This window comes from Cryobacterium sp. Hh38 (assembly GCF_004403235.1).
In the GTDB taxonomy this organism is placed as follows: Bacteria; Actinomycetota; Actinomycetes; order Actinomycetales; family Microbacteriaceae; genus Cryobacterium; species Cryobacterium levicorallinum.
Map to the genome: position 1 here is coordinate 35,496 of NZ_SOHD01000008.1, position 19,510 is coordinate 55,005.

At 65.5% G+C, this 19,510-nt stretch carries 16 protein-coding genes; 13 read left to right on the top strand and 3 right to left on the bottom strand.

Annotated features, from left to right (window positions below):
• Nucleotides 1-74 precede the first annotated feature (74 nt).
• Nucleotides 75-1,445: a class II 3-deoxy-7-phosphoheptulonate synthase gene (locus E3T41_RS03560; RefSeq protein WP_092450563.1), complete on the top strand. Its 1,371-nt coding sequence runs from the start codon at nt 75-77 to the stop codon at nt 1,443-1,445.
• A gap of 82 nt (nt 1,446-1,527) precedes the next feature.
• Here E3T41_RS03560 and pknB read toward each other — a convergent pair whose 3' ends face one another.
• Both pknB and E3T41_RS03570 read right to left on the bottom strand, forming a co-directional pair.
• Nucleotides 1,528-3,510, bottom strand: a complete 1,983-nt coding sequence (pknB, locus tag E3T41_RS03565; protein ID WP_092450561.1) for a Stk1 family PASTA domain-containing Ser/Thr kinase — start codon at nt 3,508-3,510, stop codon at nt 1,528-1,530.
• A gap of 88 nt (nt 3,511-3,598) precedes the next feature.
• Nucleotides 3,599-4,951 (bottom strand): LysM peptidoglycan-binding domain-containing protein, encoded by a 1,353-nt coding sequence (locus E3T41_RS03570; RefSeq protein ID WP_134477382.1) that lies wholly within the window; start codon nt 4,949-4,951, stop codon nt 3,599-3,601.
• Nucleotides 4,952-5,152: 201 nt separating this feature from the next.
• On the opposite strand from E3T41_RS03570, the gene E3T41_RS03575 reads away from it, so the two are divergent.
• On the top strand, nt 5,153-5,494 hold the full coding sequence (locus tag E3T41_RS03575) for an Rv2175c family DNA-binding protein (protein WP_092450557.1): 342 nt from the start codon (nt 5,153-5,155) through the stop codon (nt 5,492-5,494).
• Between the two features lie 90 nt (nt 5,495-5,584).
• Here E3T41_RS03575 and E3T41_RS03580 read toward each other — a convergent pair whose 3' ends face one another.
• Complete coding sequence (locus tag E3T41_RS03580) at nt 5,585-6,751, bottom strand: polyprenyl synthetase family protein (protein ID WP_134477384.1); 1,167 nt, start codon at nt 6,749-6,751, stop codon at nt 5,585-5,587.
• Between the two features lie 120 nt (nt 6,752-6,871).
• On the opposite strand from E3T41_RS03580, the gene E3T41_RS03585 reads away from it, so the two are divergent.
• The 11 genes from E3T41_RS03585 (at nt 6,872) to E3T41_RS03635 (ending at nt 19,443) form a co-directional block, all read left to right on the top strand.
• A complete protein-coding gene (locus E3T41_RS03585) occupies nt 6,872-7,249 on the top strand; it encodes a DUF3040 domain-containing protein (protein ID WP_092450553.1) in 378 nt (125 codons plus the stop codon).
• A 307-nt stretch (nt 7,250-7,556) separates the two neighbouring features.
• A complete protein-coding gene (gene mraZ / locus E3T41_RS03590) occupies nt 7,557-7,988 on the top strand; it encodes a division/cell wall cluster transcriptional repressor MraZ (RefSeq protein WP_134477386.1) in 432 nt (143 codons plus the stop codon).
• 99 nt (nt 7,989-8,087) lie between these two features.
• Nucleotides 8,088-9,059: a 16S rRNA (cytosine(1402)-N(4))-methyltransferase RsmH gene (rsmH, locus tag E3T41_RS03595; protein WP_092450552.1), complete on the top strand. Its 972-nt coding sequence runs from the start codon at nt 8,088-8,090 to the stop codon at nt 9,057-9,059.
• Nucleotides 9,056-9,619, top strand: coding sequence for a hypothetical protein (locus tag E3T41_RS03600; protein WP_092450550.1), 564 nt, complete (start codon nt 9,056-9,058; stop codon nt 9,617-9,619). Before rsmH ends, E3T41_RS03600 begins: the two co-directional genes overlap by 4 nt.
• 27 nt (nt 9,620-9,646) lie before the next feature.
• Nucleotides 9,647-11,455, top strand: a complete 1,809-nt coding sequence (locus E3T41_RS03605; RefSeq protein ID WP_134477388.1) for a penicillin-binding protein 2 — start codon at nt 9,647-9,649, stop codon at nt 11,453-11,455.
• A gap of 15 nt (nt 11,456-11,470) precedes the next feature.
• Nucleotides 11,471-13,015 (top strand): Mur ligase family protein, encoded by a 1,545-nt coding sequence (locus E3T41_RS03610; protein ID WP_134477390.1) that lies wholly within the window; start codon nt 11,471-11,473, stop codon nt 13,013-13,015.
• Nucleotides 13,016-14,425 carry a UDP-N-acetylmuramoyl-tripeptide--D-alanyl-D-alanine ligase gene (murF, locus tag E3T41_RS03615; protein ID WP_104132860.1) on the top strand — a complete coding sequence of 470 codons (1,410 nt, stop codon included), beginning with the start codon at nt 13,016-13,018 and terminating at the stop codon, nt 14,423-14,425.
• A complete protein-coding gene (mraY, locus tag E3T41_RS03620; protein ID WP_092450543.1) occupies nt 14,422-15,513 on the top strand; it encodes a phospho-N-acetylmuramoyl-pentapeptide-transferase in 1,092 nt (363 codons plus the stop codon). The genes murF and mraY overlap by 4 nt, the downstream gene beginning before the upstream one ends.
• The gene (murD, locus tag E3T41_RS03625; protein ID WP_241991016.1) at nt 15,513-17,027 is read left to right on the top strand and encodes a UDP-N-acetylmuramoyl-L-alanine--D-glutamate ligase; all 1,515 of its coding nucleotides are present in this window, start codon (nt 15,513-15,515) and stop codon (nt 17,025-17,027) included. The genes mraY and murD overlap by 1 nt, the downstream gene beginning before the upstream one ends.
• Nucleotides 17,028-17,032: 5 nt before the next feature.
• A complete protein-coding gene (gene ftsW / locus E3T41_RS03630; RefSeq protein WP_104132910.1) occupies nt 17,033-18,373 on the top strand; it encodes a putative lipid II flippase FtsW in 1,341 nt (446 codons plus the stop codon).
• Nucleotides 18,370-19,443: a glycosyltransferase gene (locus tag E3T41_RS03635; RefSeq protein WP_134477394.1), complete on the top strand. Its 1,074-nt coding sequence runs from the start codon at nt 18,370-18,372 to the stop codon at nt 19,441-19,443. The genes ftsW and E3T41_RS03635 overlap by 4 nt, the downstream gene beginning before the upstream one ends.
• Nucleotides 19,444-19,510: the final 67 nt, after the last annotated feature.

The following is a 19,510-nucleotide window of genomic DNA, read 5'->3' on the forward strand; positions in this document are numbered from 1 at the left end:
GCGCGTTGCAGCACCTCATCCATTTCGTAGCCGGCGCGCGTTACCGGTCCAGCAGAGAAAACAGGAACTATCCCGTGGTAGACCCCACCGAGCCCATTGTTGCCGCAGAAGCCTCTGTCATCACGGGTCTCGACCACTGGCGCACCCTACCGATCAAGCAGCAGCCGACTTGGCCGGACGCCGACAAGGTGGCCGCGGCATCCGCCGAATTGGCGACCCAACCGCCGCTGGTCTTTGCCGGTGAGGTCGACATTTTGCGTGACCGGCTCGCGCAGGCCGCCGGCGGGCAGGGATTTTTGCTGCAGGGCGGCGACTGTGCCGAAACGTTCAGCGGCGCCACCGCCGACCAGATCCGGAATCGGGTGAAGACCGTGCTGCAGATGGCGGTCGTACTCACCTACGGCGCATCGATGCCCGTGATCAAGATGGGGCGGATGGCTGGCCAGTTCGCCAAGCCGCGCTCGAGCGACTTCGAAACCCGCGGTGACGTGACCCTGCCCGCCTACCGCGGTGACATCGTCAACGGCTACCCGTTCACCCCCGAATCGCGCGAAGCCGACCCCGACCGGCTCGTCAAGGCGTACCACACGGCAGCATCCACTCTCAATCTCATTCGCGCATTCACCCAGGGTGGCTTCGCCGATCTACGGCAGGTGCACAGCTGGAACCAGGGCTTCGCCAAGAACCCGGCCAACCAGCGCTACGAGGGCCTGGCCAAGGACATCGACCGCGCAATTAAATTCATGATCGCCTGTGGCGCCGACTTCGAAGCCATGCGGCGCACCGAGTTCTACACCAGCCACGAAGGCCTGTTGATGGACTACGAGCGCCCGATGACGCGCATCGACTCCCGCACCGGCACGCCATACAACACCTCGGCCCACTTCATCTGGATCGGGGAACGCACCCGCGATCTCGACGGCGCCCACGTCGACTTCCTCTCCCGGGTGCGCAACCCGATCGGGGTCAAGCTCGGCCCGACCACGTCGGCCGACGACATGCTGCGCCTGGTCGACAAGCTCGACCCGAACCGGGAGCCTGGCCGCCTCACCTTCATCACTCGCATGGGGGCCGGCAAGGTGCGCGATGCCCTACCGCCGCTGCTTGAGGCGATCAAGGCGAGCGAGGCGACGCCGCTCTGGGTGACCGACCCGATGCACGGCAACGGTGTCACCACCCCGACCGGCTACAAGACGCGTCGGTTCGACGATGTCGTCGACGAAGTCAAGGGCTTCTTCGAGGCCCACCGCGCCGTCGGAACCCACCCCGGTGGAATCCACGTCGAACTCACCGGCGACGACGTCACCGAGTGCCTCGGCGGCTCCGAGCACATCGATGAGGCCGCTCTGGCGACCCGCTATGAGTCGCTCTGCGACCCGCGCCTGAACCACATGCAGTCGCTCGAGCTTGCCTTCCTGGTGGCCGAGGAGCTAGCCGCTCGCTAGCCTCTTCTTATCGACCGGGCCCGGGCCCGGAAAGCGGGCCCATGATCAATCGTGGGCCCGCTTTCACAAGGTGGGCCCAGGATTAGCCGAACGGGTTCGTCGGCTTGAGCGATATCGTGCTGCCCTTGGGCAATGACGTGCCAGCCGTTGGATCTGTCGACGCTACCTGAATAAGCGACGAGTAGAGCGGTGCATCCGCACCGGGGTTGTAGGCAAGTTTGAAGCCGAGGGCGGTCAGGGCACCTTTGCCGTCACTCCAGGACATACCCACGACGTTGGGCACGATGACCGGCTCGGGGCCGCGTGAGATTACGAGGGTGAGCGTGGCGCCCTCGCGAATCGTGCCCTCGGGAACCTGCGCGGTGATGACGTCGCCCTCGGCCACGGTGTCGCTGTAGGTCTGCTCGCCCGAGACGACGAGCAAGTTCTTTCCGACCAGAATATCGGTGGCCTCGGCCACGGTCTTGCCGTCGACGTTTGGAATCGCCCCGAGCGACACGACGAGGTTCACGGTCAGGCCTTCGAAATACTCGCCACCGGCCGAGACATCGGCACCGTCGGTTTCCTTGCTCGCGGCCACGACGGTGCTCTCGGGCACGTCACCGTTGAAGACCGGGTCGATGCTGCCGACCACGGCATTCAAATCGGTGATCAGAGCGGATGCCGCCTCCTGCGTAACTCCGGCCAGCGTGGGCAGCGTGATCGGTTGCAGGCCCTGGGAGACGATGACCGTGACCGGACTGTCCTGGGGCACCCGGCTGCCGGCATCCGGATCGGTGCCGATAACGGTCCCCTCGGCGACCGTGGCGCTGAAGGCACCACCGAGCTGGGGCTGGAGGCCGAGTTCAATTAATTCAGCCGAGGCTGTTTCGGGGGAGGCCGACGCGAAATCGGGGAGCATCACGTCGGAGCCCGGGCCAGAGCCAAAGTACCAGCCGGTGCCGCCGAGAGCCGCAGCGAGGAGAACGACGAGGGCGAACAGCCAGAATCCGCGGCGTTTGCGCTTGTCGGCCTTCTTGCCCAGCAGTTCGCCGCTGTCGGGCGGTCCCACCGGGCCGGTGCCGACCGGGTGAATGCCGAGCAGGGTCGCGGCGGGCGGTTTGGTGGGAGCGAGCTTGGGACCGAAAACCTGGGTTTCGGCATCCGCCAGAGCGTTGGCGCCGGTGCGCAGGCTCGCGGGCAGCACCATGGTCGATTGCAGGGCCAGCTCCTGGGTGCCGCCACGCACGAGTGCGCTGACATCGTGCAGTTGGTCGAGCATGACCCGGGCGTCGCGGGGACGATCTTCTGGATCGCGGGCGGTGGCCCAGAGCACGAGTTCATCGAGTTCGCGGGGAATTGAGTCGACCTTGGTGCTCGGCATCGGCACGGTGTCATTGGCGTGCTGATAGGCGATCTGCATCGGGGCTTCACCCACGTAGGGCTGCTCACCGGTCAGCATCTCGAATGTCATGATGCCGAGGGCGTAGATGTCGCTGCGGGCATCGGCGACGCCGCGGGTGACAAGTTCGGGGGAGAGGTAGGCGATGGTGCCGAGCAGGGCCTGACCGGTGGCCGTGTTGTTGTTGACGGCGCGAGCCAGGCCGAAGTCGCTGATCTTAATGCGACCGTCGTCGGCCAGCAAGACATTCTCGGGTTTGACGTCGCGGTGCACGATGCCGGCCTTGTGGGCGGCGGCGAGCCCGCTGAGCACGGCTTCGAGAATGTCGAGGGTTTGTTCGGGGGTGAGCCGGCCGTAATCCTTGAGCAGGTCGCGCAGGGTGATGCCGGGCAGGTATTCCATGACCAGGTAGGCCATATCGGCGTCCTGGCCCTGGTCGAAGACGTTCACGACGTTCGGGTGTGCGAGCCGGGCAGCCGAGCGGGCTTCCTGAATGAAGCGGATTTTGAAGGCGCTGTCGTCGGCCAGATGGCCGTGCATGATCTTGATCGCGACGCGACGTTCCAGCCGCAAATCGGTGGCCAGGTAGACCGTGGCCATGCCGCCGCGCGCGATTCGCGAGCGCACCTGATACCGGCCGTCGATAAGACGGCCAATCATCGGGTCGGTCGAGGGAACGCTCACTCCTTGATTCTAGGTAATAGGGTGGCGACCCCGGCGCGCGGCGCGCAGGGTTCGCCGGGGAAACACCCGGTCGGGGCGCTGAATTCGGTCAACCGATTTCGACGAGCCAGGCCTGCGCCGATGTTTCCCACTTCGCGTAGTAGTCGGGATAGGCTGAAATCTGCACTGCCTGGGCGGCCTGGGTGACGGTCATCGACTCCCAGCCGGGGATGTCGAGCAGACCGCGCGTGATGTCGGGGTTGGGGTTGGACGCGCCGCCGAAGAAGGCCAGGCTGGCCCGTACCGGGTCTATGACCTGTTCCGGGGTGCCCCAGCCGGCGCTCGGGCGCTGTTGGAACAGCCCGAGGGAATCCCGGTCGCCATAGTCGACATTGCGCAGCCCCGACTCCTGGGCGGCGGCGGCCAGCGCGATCACCAGACCGGCATTGTTCACGCCCGCGCCGCGCCCCGTCGCCACGATGGTTCGGGCGTTCTGGCGCATTTCGGCGGTCATCGGCGTGACGATGCCAGCGGTGGCGCGAGTGATTGAGGCCGCCGGGGCCACGGTCACGGGCAGGGTCAGAACCTGCCCGGGGTAGATGATGCTCGACCAGCCGAGTCCGTTGGCGTCGAGCACGGCCTGCACGCTCACCCCGGCCGCATCAGCGACCGCGGTGATGGTCTCGCCCGAGGCGATCGTGTGGGTGGCGGCGGCAACCGCAACCGCCGGCGCGACGTACACGACGGCCTCCATCGCGCCAGCAGCGGCCAGCAGCACGACCTGGCCGGGGTAGATCACGCTGCTGCCGTTGAGGCCGTTGGCTCCAAGCAGGTCGGCGGTCTTTAGCCCGTGTGTGGCTGCAATGCCGCTGATCGTGTCGCCGCTCTGCACGACATAATTCGTCGAGACCGGTGCAGCGGATGCGGCCGGCGCCGCCGCCTGAGTCAGGGTCAAGACCTGGCCTGGAAAGATCAGGGCCCGGGAATCGAGACCGTTCAGTGCCAGCACGGCCGCCGTCGACAGACCGAACCGGCCAGCGATACCACTGATGGTGTCGCCGTCTACGACGGAGTACTGCGCCGGTGCGATCTGCACGGTGGCAGCGACCGACGTGGGAACGGCGGCGAGAACCGGTGTGGACTGGGCGAGCTTGGCTTTCAGTGGCTTCTTGGCGAGCGCCTGGGCTTCGGCGGGGGCTGCGAGGTTGAGGCTGATGGCCAGGGTGCCGACCAGCACAATGGGCACAGTGAGCAGGGCCTGGCGGGACCGCAGGTCTGCGGCCTTCTTCACCCGACGCTTCGTTCCGCTGGCAACAGGAGTGCTGGCACGATCAACAGCGCTCACCTCAGCAATGCTCAGTTCAATACCGGCGTGTGCAGCGCCAGTCTGCGGAACGGTGGCGCGCGGTGCGGCCGGCGCCGCGGCATCTGTCTTAGTTTGTGTTTTCGCCCTAGTCGACATGGTGCTCCATTTCATTGTGTGCATCACGCTCGATGTAGACATCAAGTTCGCAGCAACGGCTGCTGTGCAGCAATCCCCACCCTGAGGTTTTCATAAATATGAGAAGGAGTCAATTGACACGGAGCCGCGAATTGGCACTGATCACGATAAAAAGCTCCACAAGGTTTTGTACCGGCCCCAAAATCATGGGAAGCTACCAACGTGAGTGATCTGTCTTCAGAGCCCGAGTGGCTTACTATTCCTGCCCTTGTCAACCTCCTCGGAATGAGCCAGAGCCGCGTGCGGCACCTCATCGACGACAAATACCTGCTGGCTATCCGTCGGGACAACGTCGTGTCGGTTCCCTCCCTGTTTCTGCGTGACGGAGCTCCCGTTCCGGAACTGCGCGGCACGCTGTTCGTGCTGGCCGATGACGGCTTCACCGACATGCAGGCCATGACTTGGCTGCTCGAGGTCGACGACAGCCTCGGCGTTGCTCCGATCGAAGCCCTCCGCGCCGGACGCAAGGCCGAGGTGCGCCGCGTCGCCCAGGCGCTCGCCTAAGCGCCTTCGGTCCGGCCCGCCAGCGACCGGCGTGCGGCGCAAAATGACCTCACGATAAAACGGATGCGCCGATCACGACGGCTGCGCCGGTCAGTATGCCCGACGTGTCACGCGATCGGTCAGATCGAGCAGGGTCTGCCGGGCCGTGGCGGTGATCGGTGCGGTTTCCAGTGAGTTCAGCGCTTCTGCGACCTGGGCGGCGATCAAAGTTTCGACCCGCTCGACCGCGCCGCTGGCCGTGATGAGCTCCTGAAGGGCGCGAATCTGCGCCTGATCGAGCGTCGGGTCGCCGAGCTGGGCATCCAGTGCCTGTCGATCCCGGTCGTTTAGCCGCTCCCGAGCCAGCGCGATCAGCACGGTGCGCTTGCCCTCGGTCAGGTCGTCCCCGCTTGGTTTTCCGGTCACCGCGGCATCGCCGAACACCCCGAGCAGGTCATCGCGCAACTGATAAGCCATTCCGAGCGGCAGGCCGAAGGCCCGCAGTGAGCTGAGCTGGTCGGCCGACGCTCCGGCAAGCGCGGCCCCGATCACGAGCGGAGCCTGCACGCTGTACTTGGCTGACTTGTAGACGATGACCCGCAGGGCACGGTCGAGCAGCTGCGATTCGGGCTGAGCCAGCCAGGCGCGTTCCTCGAGAATGTCGAGGTATTGCCCGGCCGTGACCTCGGTGCGCATGTGATTGAACTCAAGCCGAGCGCGCCGGGCCGACGGTCGGTCGGCGACCGCATCGAGTCCTTCGTCGAGCAGCTCGTCACTCCATCCGAGGAGCAGGTCGCCGAGCAGAATCGCCGATGCCCGTCCGAACGTGACCGGACCGCCGGACCAGCCCGCATTCTTGTGCAAACTTTCGAACAGTTTGTGGGCGCTCGGCGCCCCGCGTCGGGTGTCCGAGTTGTCAATAATGTCGTCGTGCACGAGCGCGGCGGCATGAAAAATTTCCAGGGCGCTGGCCGCCGAGACGACCGCCTCGAGCGGTACCGGGGCAGTGGATGCCGCGCCTCGCCGGCCGGCTGCGGCCGCCGGTGTTTTCGCCCCCGACTGGCCCGCATCTGGGCGCGTATCGGCCGCACGGACGCTCTGCGCGCCCCAGTAACAAAACTGGGCTCGAAACCGCTTTCCACCGCTGAGAAACTGCCGTGAGAAGTCTGTTAGAGGCGTCAGATCGGAGCTGATCAGAGTCACAATTGTTTCGCGGGACATGAGGAACTCGTCGATGCGCGATTGAACCAAGTCGATCAGGCGTTTGCTTTCAGGCACTCGTATAGCCTAGCCACCATGGCGGGGTTAGAATTGAGTAGTTCGACCTTACCCGGTTCGAATTTTGCAGTTCAAATTTTTCAACCCACCCGCTCGATCCCGTAACTGGAAGGGAATGAGATGCCGCTTTCGGAACAGGAGCAGCGACTCCTTGAAGAGATGGAGCGCAGCCTCTATCACAACGATGCCGACTTCGTCGCCAGCGTTGGTGCTTCGCGACTCCGCCCGAACTATCGTTCCATCGCCATCGGTGTACTCCTCGCCGTCGCGGGCATTGTCGCGCTCATTCTGGGCGTAGCCATTGCACAGCTCTGGCTCGGCATTCTCGGCTTCATTGTGATGTTCGGTGGCGTTCTCGTCGCCGTCTCGCCCGGCAAAGCCATCCGTGGTGTTCCCGGACCGTCCGCACCCGGTCGTCGACCGGCGCAGGCCAAGTCCAACCAGGGGCTGATGGATCGCCTGAACGACCGCTGGGACCGCCGTCAAGACGGTCAGTAGCGCGAATGGACCGTAACGCGAACGGCCAATAGTCACCTGAGCTGATTCCTCCACCGGGTTTCCAGAACTCAAGAATTTGCAGCCCCAAAGGGCCGATCATCCGATCGGCCCTTTTTTTGTGCCCAAAAACCAGCAATAGACATCCATTTTCAATGAGTGTGCTCCCTTTTCCTCCACAGCAAGTTACTAATGAATTCGGGGCAGTTTGCTGATTAAGTTCGGAAACAGGTCAGAATTCTTCGACAAGTGGTTGAAGGTGGAGTAAAGTGGAGGCAGACCTGAATCTGGCCGGAAGAAAGGGGTACGCGTGTTCCTTGGCACGTACGCCCCCCGGCTCGACGAAAAAGGTCGAATCATTCTTCCCGCGAAATTTCGGGAGGAACTCTCCACCGGCGTGGTGATGACGCGCGGGCAGGAACACTGCATCTACGTGTTCAGCACCCGCGAATTCGAAACGCTCCACGACAAGATTCGCCAGGCCCCGGTCACGAGCAAGCAAGCTCGCGACTACCTCCGGGTGTTCCTGTCCGGAGCGAGTTCCGAAACGCCGGACAAACAAAACCGCGTCACCATCCCCGGCAATCTCCGCAGCTATGCGGGGCTCGACCGGGAACTGACCGTCATCGGCGCTGGCAGCCGAGTCGAGATTTGGGACAGCGAAGCGTGGGCCACATACCTCGCCGAGCAGGAAACCTCGTACGCCAACACGACGGAGGAGGTGATTCCGGGACTCTTATAGCCCCTGGCGCCTGACTCCTCGCCGTTTTTGCCCTGACACACTTCCCCGGTGCCAGGACGAAATGGAGGGGAATCAGGCCTCACGGACTTTCCCGGCATTATGGCCAGCAACGACATTCCCAGCAATAAAATCCACACCCCGGTACTGCTCGAACGCTGCGTCGAGCTGCTTGCCCCCGCGCTCGAACAACCCGGAGCCGTGCTCGTCGACGCGACGCTGGGAATGGGCGGTCACGCCGAAGCGATCCTGTCCCGTTTTCCGGGGCTCACGCTCGTCGGCCTCGACCGCGACACCGAGGCCCTCGCCATCGCCGAGGAACGACTCAAGGGATTCGGCGACCGGGTCCACCTCGTGCACACCGTCTATGACGGCATCGGCGAAGCCCTCGACGGGCTCGGCATCACCGAGGTCGCCGGCGTCTTGTTCGACCTCGGCGTCTCCAGCCTGCAGATCGACCGGGTCGAACGCGGCTTTTCCTACTCGAAGGATGCCCCGCTCGATATGCGCATGGACGGCACCGCCGGCCTGACAGCCGCGAGCATCCTCGCCGATTACAGCGAACGCGACCTCAAGCGCATCTTTCAGGACTACGGCGAAGAGAAACTGTCCGCCCGCTACGCCAAGGCCATCGTCGAAGCTCGCGAAACGACTCCCTTCGTGCGGTCGGCACAGCTCGTCGACGTGATCACGAAGGCGACCCCGGTCGTCGTTCAGCGGCAGGGCCACCCGGCCAAACGAGTTTTCCAGGCGCTCCGCATCGAGGTCAACCAGGAGCTCGCCGTGCTCGAGCGGGCCATTCCCGCAGCGCTCGAGCGCGTGCAGGTCGGTGGGCGCATCGTCGTTATGGCGTACCAGTCGCTCGAAGACCGCATCGTCAAACGGGCCCTCGCCGCGGCATCCGGTTCAACCGCCCCCGCCGGCCTGCCGGTGGAACTCCCCGAACACAAACCGCTCTTCACCCTGCTGCTGCGCGGAGCCGAACTGGCATCCGACGAGGAGAAGGCCATCAACCCCCGCGCGACGCCGGTTCGGCTGCGCGCTGCTGAACGACTGAGAAGGGCCGCCGCATGAGCGACAACCTTGCACGCGTATCGTTTGCGGTCGAACGTGAAAAGTTCGAGACGCCGGAGCGTCGCCCCTTTCGCATCGTCTCGTCGAACCCGAGACGCCGGGCGCGCCCGCGCATCTTCTATGCCCTCACCGCGGTGGCCGGCATGGCTGCGATCATCGTCGCCCAGCTGCTCCTGAGCGTGGGCATCTCCCAGGGAGCCTACGAGATCTCCAGCCTTCAGTCGAGCCAGTCCGAACTCGGCCGCACGGCCGCGGGCGTCAGCGAAGACCTCGTGCGGGTATCCTCGCCGCAAAGCCTCGCCGCCAACGCCGAGGGACTCGGCATGGTCACCAACTCCAACCCCGTCTACCTGCGCCTGTCCGACGGCGCTGTTTTGGGCGCTCCGGCCTCGGCGTCGGGTTCGCAGGCCGGGGCGGCCAGCCTCGTTCCGAATGCCCTGCTGACCGGCAGCGCCCTGCTGTCGCAGCTGCCCGACGACGCCGCGGCGACAACGGGCGCTGTCGCGATCACGAGTGCTCCGGTAGTTCCTGCAGGACTCGCGGCGCCCACTACCCGATAGTTTCTCCGTGTCGACCATGATGGGCAGATGAGCGTGCGCAACAGCAGTGCCCGAACCAACCCGACCAACACCCGGTCCAGTCGTCGACGCACCTTTTTCACCATCGTCGTGCTGTTCGCCGTCATCGGCGTGTTCGTGGTGCGGCTCGTCGATATTCAGGTGGTGCAGGCCGATTCGCTCACCAAGGACTCCGTGGGAAACCGTTCGGTCGGCCAGGTGATCTATGGCTCGCGCGGCGAGATCGTCGACGGGAACGGTGTGGTGCTTGCCGGAACGGTCATGCGCTACAACATCACCATGTCGCCGGTCAACGCCACCCCCTTCAAACGCACGGTCGACGGAAAAAAGGTCGAGGTCTCGGTGGCCGAGGCGGCCGCCGAAATCGGTGCCGCCACCGGGCAGACCGGTGACGCCATTCTGCTGACCATTTCCACCGCCCTCGAGGCCAACGCCAAGGCGAATTTCGCCTACATCGCCCAGAAGGTCGACGTCGACGTGCTACGCGCAGTGCAGGAGCTGCACATTCCGTGGACGTACTCCGAGAACAGCCCGAGCCGGGTCTACCCGAACGGAGCCGTCGCCGGCAATCTGCTCGGCTTTCTGTCGGGGGAGGGAGTGCCGCAAGCCGGCCTCGAATCCGGGCAGGACGCCTGCCTGGCCTCCACCAACGGTTCGGAAACCTATGAAAAGGGAGCCGACGGCGTGCGCATCCCGGGTAGCAGCGTCACGAGCACCGAGGCCGTTGACGGCGGCGACGTCGTCACCACCATCGACTCTGACCTGCAATGGTTCGTGCAGCAGACCCTTGCCGCTCGGGCGCAAGAGACCGGAGCCGCCTGGGCGAACGCGGTCGTGCAGGACGCCAAGACCGGCAAACTTCTCGCCGTCGCCGACTACCCCTCGGTCGACCCGAACAATGTGGGCGGTACCGAAAACCCCGACGATCGCGGATCCCGGGCCTTTACCCAGTCTTTCGAACCGGGGTCGACCTTCAAAGCGCTCACCGCGGCATCCGTTCTCGATGCCGGCGTTGCCACACTCGATACCGGCGTCGTCTCGCCCTACCGCTACCTGCCCTCCAACGGCGCCAATATCAATGACAGCCACTCGCACCCCGACCAGAACATGACCCTCACCGGGGTGCTGATCGACTCGAGCAACACCGGCATGTCCAAGTTCGGCGAGATGCTCACCAATCAGCAGCGCTACGACTATATGAAGGCCTTCGGAGTGGGCACCGCCACGGAGACCGGATTCCCGCGCGAAGACGGCGGCATTCTGCACCCCGCCGACGAATGGGACAACCAAACCAGCTACGCGACCATGTTCGGGCAGGGCCTGACCACGAGCGCCCTTCAGATCGCCAGCATCTACCAGACCATCGCCAACGACGGCGTGCGCATGCCGGTGCAGCTGGTGGAGGGCTGCCGGCAGGCCGACGGCACGCTGACCAATGTGCCCGATGCCGCCGGCACCCGGGTGCTCTCCGAAAGCGCGGCGAACGACACGAGCGACGTGCTCGAGATGGTATATCAGAAGAGCTGGGTGAACAGTAAGTGGAACATTCCGGGCTATCGCGTCGCCGCTAAGACCGGCACCGCCCAGATGCCCGACGGGCACGGTGGGTACTCTAACGGGTACCTCGTTTCGGTTTCCGGGTTCGCCCCGGCCGACGATCCACAGTACGTAGTCTCGGTCAGCATCGCCGATCCTGTTAAACTGAACACATCTGCCGCACCGGCTCCGGTCTTCCAGGAGATCATGAGCCAGGTTTTGAAAAAGTACCGGGCGGTTCCCTCCGGGGCGAGTGCGCCCGATCTTCCGTCCACCTGGTAAGAAAGCGAGCCCTGCGTGTCTGAATTGGCGCCGTCGGCTCTCCGTCCCGAGCATCCCGTTCCGCGGTCGTTGTCGGGATTGGTTGCCGAATTTGATCTAGAACTACGTGGAGACATCGACGGTCTTGAAGTCACCGGGGTGAGTCTGAGCTCCCGCACGGTGCAGCCCGGTGACCTCTACGTCGGCGTACCCGGAGCGCACCTGCACGGAGCCACCTTCGCCGCCGCCTCAGCAGAGGCCGGTGCCGTGGCTATCCTGACCGACCAGGCCGGGGCGCTGCTGGCCGCGGGCAGCGGGCTCCCCGTGCTCGTCACCCCGGACGCCCGCGCAGCGCTCGGCGCCGTGTCCGGGTGGATCTACCGCACCGCCGACAACCCGGCGACCCTGTTCGCGGTGACCGGCACGAACGGCAAGACCAGCGTGGTCTACCTGCTCTTCGGCATCCTAAACCAGCTCGGCATCGTCTCCGGGCTGACCTCCACCGCCGAGCGCCGCATCGGTGACCTCGCCGTGACCAGTGCGCTGACCACCCCGGAGGCGAGCGAACTGCACGCCCTGCTCGCCCGCATGAACGAGGCCGAGGTGCGCGCGGTCGGCATCGAGGTGTCGGCCCAGGCGCTCAGCCGCTACCGGGTCGACGGGCTGGTCTTCGACGTCGCCGCGTTCACCAACCTCAGCCACGACCACCTCGATGACTACGCGGCGATGGACGACTACTTTCAGGCCAAGCTCGAGCTGTTCCAGCCCGACCGCTCGCACCGCGGCGTCGTCACCGTTGACACCGACTGGGGCCGGCGCATCGCCGACGAATGCCGCATCCCGGTCACGACGATCACTAATCATACGGACATTGACGCCGACTGGCGCATGACCGTGGTCGGTGAAACCGCCAGCCACACCGATTTCGTGCTCGACGGGCCGGACGGCCGGCGCCTGCGCACCCGGGTTCCCCTGCTCGGCTGGTACATGGCTGCGAACGCCGCCCTCGCCATCGTCATGCTGGTCGAATCCGGCTTTGACCTCGAGGCGATTCAGCACACCCTCGACCGCGACGGCGGCATCGTCGCTTACATTCCCGGCCGGGCCGAGCGCATCTCCGGCGACCGGGGCCCGCTCGTCTACATCGACTACGGGCACAGTCCGGACGCCTTCCTCAATACCCTCGCGGCCCTGCGCAAATTCACCCCCGGCAAGCTGATCATGCTGTTCGGCGCTGACGGTGACCGTGACACCACGAAACGCGCCGATATGGGCGCGATCGCTGCCCGGGGCAGCGATATCGTGGTCGTGACCGACTTCCACCCGCGCTACGAAGATGCCGCGAGCATCCGTGCTGTCTTGCTTGACGCAGCGCGCGCGGCCGTTCCCGACGGCGAGTTCTACGAGGTGGCCAACCCTCGTGCGGCATTCCGCACGGCGTTGTCACTGGCACACGAAGGAGACACCATTCTGTATGCCGGCCCAGGCCATGAGGACTACCACGAGGTACAAGGCAAGAAACTGCCCTACTCCGCCCGAGAGGATGCTCGCGAAGCGCTGCGTTCGGCAGGGTGGCTGTAAATGATTGCCCTCTCCCTGACCGAGATCACCGAGGCCGTCAACGGTGCGCTGCACTTGGCCGGTCCGGCCGAAGCCGCTGACCAGATCAACGGCTCGGTCCAGACCGACTCCCGCCTGATCGAGCCAGGCTCCATCTTCGTTGCCAAGCCCGGCGCGGTGACCGACGGCCACCTGTTCGCGCCGGTCGCCGCCGAGCGCGGTGCCGCCCTATTGATCGTCGAGCGAACGCTCGACCTGCCGGTCACCCAGATCGTCGTCGCTGATGCCGTGGCCGCGCTCGGCGCCCTCGCCGCGGCCGTGGTCGCCCGGGTACGCGCGGCCGGAACGCTCAAGGTTGTCGCCGTCACCGGCTCGAACGGCAAGACCACCACCAAGAACCTGCTGCGCAGCATGCTCGAACGGGTCGGCCCGACCGTCGCCCCGCGTGGATCCTTCAATAACCAGGTCGGCGCGCCGATGACCATGCTCGAGGTCACGGCCGAGACTCGTTTTCTCGTGATCGAGATGGGCGCCAGCAGCGAAGGTGCGATCGCGCACCTGGTGCGCCTGGCCCGGCCCGACGTGGGGATCGTGCTTTCCGTCGGCCTCGCCCACGCCGGCGAGTTCGGCGATCTTGATGCCACCGTTCGCGCCAAATCCGAGATGGTCACCGACCTGCTGGAAACGGATGTCGCGGTGCTGAATGCAGACGATCCGCGCGTCGCGCAGATGGCCGCGCTCACCCCGGCCCGCATCGTGCGCTTCGGCGAGTACGGTCAGGTCGACGTGCGCGCGAGCGCCCTGCACGGAAGCCGCACCGGCACAACGTTCACCCTGCACCTCGCCGGCGGGCAGAGCGCTCCGGTCGTGTTCCGGGTGCTCGGCGAACACCACGTTATGAACGCCCTCGCCGCTGCCGCCGCCGCTGAAGTACTCGGGGTCTCGCTGCCCGACATCGTCGCCGCGCTCGAGGCCACGACCCGGGCTGAACGCTGGCGCATGGAGGTTCTCGGCGGCAAGGACGATGTCACCGTCATCAACGACGCCTACAACGCAAGCCCCGACTCGATGAGCGCCGCGCTCAAGACTCTCGCCCAGATCGGTACCCCCGGAAAGCGCACCATCGCCGTGCTCGGCGAAATGGCCGAACTGGGCGAACTGGCCGGTGAGGAGCACGATCGTATCGGCCTGCTCGCCGTGCGCCTCAATATCTCGCAGGTGATCGTGGTCGGGCGAGGTGCCCGCCGCATGCATATCAGCACCATCAACGAGGGGTCCTGGGACGGTGAGTCTGCCTATGTCGACACGCCGGATGAGGCCTTCGAACTGGTGCGCAGCTCAGTGAATCCGGGCGATACCGTGCTCGTCAAGTCATCCAACTCCGCGGGTCTGCGGTTCCTCGGCGATCGACTGGGAGACTTGTTCTCGTGAGAGTCCTGCTACTTTCCGGCGCGTTTTCACTCGCCTTCACCCTGTTTCTGACGCCGCTGTTCATTCGGCTGTTCAAGAAGTTCGGCTGGGGCCAGTTCATTCGCGACGATGGGCCGAAGAGCCACCACGCCAAGCGCGGCACCGCCACCATGGGCGGAATCATCATCATCCTGGGTGTGTTGATCAGCTATTTCACCGCCATGCTGATCGAGCAACGACCGTTCACCCCCTCGCCGCTGCTCGTGCTGTTCATGATGGTCGGCCTCGGACTGGTCGGGTTTCTCGACGACTTTCTGAAGACCCGCAACCAGCGCAGTCTCGGCCTCGGCGGCTGGTCCAAGGTGCTCGGGCAGGTCATCGTCGCCGGTGCCTTCGGCGTGCTGTCGCTGCAATTCGTCGACCGCAACGGTCAGACCCCCGCCTCGACGAGCGTTTCCTTCATTCGGGACCTGCCGCTTGACTTTATGAAACTGGGCACGTTCATCGGCATCGCCGTGTTCCTGCTCTGGATCTGCCTGATCGTGGCCGCGACCTCGAACGGAGTGAACGTCACCGACGGTCTCGATGGCCTCGCCACCGGAGCATCCATTTTCGCCATTGGATCCTTCGTCGTGATCGGGTTCTGGCAGTCCAACCAGAGCTGCTTCGGAGGAGCGGATGCCGCCGACCAGTACAAGTGCTACCTCGGCCCCGACTCCTTCGACCTCGCCATCGTCGCCGCAACCATCGTCGGCGGCCTGATCGGGTTTCTCTGGTGGAACACCTCACCGGCCAAGATCTTTCTCGGCGACACCGGCTCGCTCGCCCTCGGCGGGGCGCTGGCCGCCCTCGCCATTCTCAGCCGTACCGAACTGCTCCTCGTGCTCATCGGTGGCCTGTTCGTGATGGAAGCCGGCTCGGTCATCGTGCAACGCGCGTACTTCAAGATCACCCACGGTAAACGCATCTTCCTGATGAGTCCGGTCCATCATCACTTTGAGCTCAAGGGCTGGGCCGAAGTCACGGTTGTCGTGCGGTTCTGGATCATCGGCGGCCTGCTCGTCGCCGCCGGTGTCGGCTCGTTCTACCTCGAATGGCTGTCGCAATAGTGAACTCTAAAACCCCCGCTGCCGGCGACCGCCTGAACGGGCTGGTCAGCTGGCACGCCGACTGGCGAGGCCTGCGCGTCGCCGTGCTCGGTCTCGGCGTGACCGGCTTTGCCGCCGCCGATACCCTCGCGGAACTGGGCGCAGACGTGCTCGTGCTCGCCTCGCCGGGCGCCGACGAACGCTTCGACCTGCTTGCGGTGCTCGGGGTGCCGTTCGTGCAGGCTGACCTGCGTCAGGTGCCGGCTGAGCTGGCGGCGCAGCTACCGGAATTGATCATCGTCTCGCCGGGATTTCACCCAGATCATCCCCTGCTGCTCTGGGCGGTGGAGCACAACGTGCCGGTCTGGGGCGACATCGAGTTGGCCTGGCGGCTTCGCGACAAGGTCGGCACTCCGGCCGAGTGGTTGCTCGTCACCGGCACCAACGGCAAGACCACCACGGTGCAGCTGACCGCCACGATGCTTGCCGCGCACGGCAGCCGGGTCGCCCCCTGCGGCAATATTGGCGTGCCCGTACTTGACGCCATTCGTGACCCGCAGGGCTGGGACGTGCTCGTCGTCGAACTGTCGAGCTACCAACTGCACCACCTGCCCGCAAACGGCCCGGGCGCCCTACGTCCCTGGGCCAGCCTCTGCCTCAACATCGCCGATGATCACCTTGACTGGCACGGCTCCGCTGCGGCCTACCGCGCGGCCAAGGCGAAGGTGTACCTGAACACGGCGGTGGCCTGCGTCTACAACACAGCGGATGCCGCGACCCTCGCGATGGTGCAGGACGCCGACGTGCAGGACGGCGCCCGCGCGATCGGTTTCGGTCTCGGCGTGCCAGGACCGAGCGAATTAGGGATCGTCGACGGCATCGTCTGCGACCGGGCCTTTCTCGAGGACCGCTTCGAACGGGCCCTGGAACTGACCACCGTGCCGCACCTCGTCGCGGCCGGGCTCGGCGCCCCGCACGTGATCATGGACGTGCTCGCCGCGAGCTCCCTGGCCCGGTCGTTCGGGGTCGAGCCGGCGACCATCCACCGCGCGCTCGAAACCTTCCACCTCGACGCACACCGCATCGAAACGGTCGCGATCGCCGACGATGTGGAGTGGATCGACGATTCCAAAGCCACCAACCCGCACGCCGCCGATGCCTCGCTGGCGGCCTATGAGTCAGTCGTGTGGGTGGTCGGCGGGCTGCTCAAGGGCGTCGACATCGCCGAGCTCGTGCAGAAGCACATCGGCCGACTCCGCGGCGCCGTCATCATCGGCGTCGACCGGGTGGCAGTCCGCGAAGCATTCGCGCGACACGCCCCCGACCTGACCGTGTTTGAGATTGACGCGAACGACACTGTATCCAACGGAGGCGAACCGGTGATGACGGCTGCGGTGCGGCTGGCAGCCTCGATCGCGCAGGCCGGCGACACCGTTCTGCTCGCACCGGCCGCCGCATCGATGGATCAGTTCGAGAGCTATGCCGAACGCGGCCGGCTTTTCAATCAGGCAGTACACGACTTCTTGGGCAGGTGACGCGGATGGTACAGGTGCCTCGCAACCCCGCCTCTCGCCCGGCCGGGCAGAACCCGGACAGCACGGGTGCCGCACCCGGAAAACGCCCCAATCCGGGGGCGCGCCCCGGGCGCCCGGCGCGGATTCCCGAACAGGCGGCGGCGGGCGGCGCACAGGTCCGAATCAATCTCGGTCGGGTGTTCAAGGCCGAGGGCGGCAACTACTTTCTGCTGCTCGGCACCACCCTGTTCCTGGTGGTTTTCGGTCTCATCATGGTGCTGTCGTCGTCGTCGGTCGATTCCTTTCTGGCCGATATGGGCTTCTTCGGCGGGATCCTGCGCCAGGGTATGTTCGCTCTGATCGGCATTCCGCTCATGCTCGTCGTGAGCCGGCTGCCGCTCGCTTTTTGGCGTCGCGTGGCCTGGCCGGCGATGCTGATCACCTGCTTCTTTCAGTTTCTGGTCGTGGCCACCGGCCTTGGCGTCGGCACCGGCGGCAACACCAACTGGCTGAACATCTTCGGCATTCAGTTTCAGCCGTCCGAGGGCATCAAGGTTGCCCTGGTCATCTGGCTCGGCGTGATCCTCTCAAAGAAGCAGCACCAGCTGCACGACTGGAAGCACGTGTTCATTCCAGTCTTCGGGGTCGGCGGCGGCGCAGCATTTCTCGTCATGCTCGGCGGTGACCTCGGAACCACGATGATCATGGCCGGCATTCTGTTCGGTGCGCTGTTCTTCGCCGGCGTCAAACTGCGCTTGCTCGCGGTACCGCTGCTGGTCGGCGTCGGCGCAGCGGTTGTGCTGGCCATCGCGAGCCCCAACCGGTTGACTCGCATCACGAGCTTTCTCAACGAGGGCTGCACGGAGCTGGTCGGGGAGATCTCCTCGAGTTGCTGGCAGCCGCTGCACGGCACCTGGGCCCTCGCTAACGGCGGAATCTTGGGCGTCGGGCTCGGAAACTCCAAGGCCAAATGGTCCTGGCTGCCGGCCGCCGACAACGACTACATCTTCGCCATCATTGGCGAAGAACTCGGCCTGATCGGCTGCATCGTCGTCCTCGGCATGTTCATTCTGCTGGCCTTCGCCTTTTTGCGCATTATGCGCGCGGCCACGACCGTGCAGGCCAAGGTCTCCACCGCCGCCGCCATGGTTTGGATCATTGGACAGGCCTTCGTCAATATCGGCGTGGTTCTCGGCGTGTTCCCCGTGTTGGGTGTACCGCTGCCGCTCATCTCGGCCGGAGGTACCGCCCTGCTCACCACCCTCGTCGCGATCGGCATCGTGCTCTCCTTCGCCCGCGGCGACCGCTCGAGCGACGCCGAGAGCGCCTTTCACGACCCCAACCTTATCGAGGCTGACCGAGCATGACTACCTACCTTCTGGCGGGCGGCGGCACCGCCGGCCACGTCAACCCCCTGCTCGCCGTCGCCGACCGCATTCGCGCCAGCGAAGCGGATGCCACGGTGTTGGTTCTCGGCACCGCCGAAGGTCTCGAGGCGCGCCTGGTTCCGGCCCGCGGCTACGAACTCATCGTCGTTCCCCGGGTGCCGTTTCCGCGCCGGCCGAACTGGGCGGCCCTGGCCTTTCTGCCACGCTTCCGCGCGGCCGTGCGCGGAGTGGCCGCGGTCATTCGCTCTCGCAAGGTCGACGTGGTCGTGGGCTTCGGCGGGTATGTCTCCACGCCGGCCTACCTCGCGGCCCGGCGTGCGGGGGTGCCGATTGTCATCCACGAGGCCAACGCCAAGCCGGGCCTGGCCAACAAACTCGGCGCCCGCCTGACCGAGTACGTCGGTGTCGCTTTCGCCGGCACCCCGATTCGGCACGCCCGCTTCGTCGGAATGCCGCTCCGGCCCGAAATCGAACAGCTCGACCGATCGGCCGTTCGCGCCGAGGCCGTCGCGTTCTTCTCGCTCGAGGCCGATCGTCCCGTGCTGCTGGTCACCGGGGGATCGCTCGGCGCGCGCAAGCTCAACGCGACCATTCTGGCCTCGGCGCCCGCGCTCGTGGCCGCCGGATGGCAGGTGCTGCACATCACCGGGTCCAATTCCGAGATCGTCGACCCCGGCGTGCCGAACTACCACCTGGTCGCCTACTGCGATCGCATGGACCTGGCCCTCGCCACAGCCGATTGCGCCGTGACCCGGGCGGGAGCGGCGACGGTCAGCGAACTCTGCGCGCTCGGCATTCCGGCCGTATACGTGCCGTATCCGGTCGGCAACGGCGAGCAGCGCTTTAATGCCGCGCCGGTGCTGGCCGTCGGCGGCGGTGTGCTGATCGATGACGCGGACTTCGTGCCGGCCTGGGTTCGCAGCGAGCTGGTGACCATGTTGGGTGACCGGCCGAAGCTGGCGAAGATGGGGCGGGGGGCGGCATCCGTCGGTGTGCTGGACGGCACTGCCCGCATGCTCGACCTGGTGCACGGGGCGCTCACGACCTGAGTGTCGGGCGGCACGCGTAACGTAGTGCCCGCACCAACTGTTTTATTTGCTTCGATCGAGAAGAGCG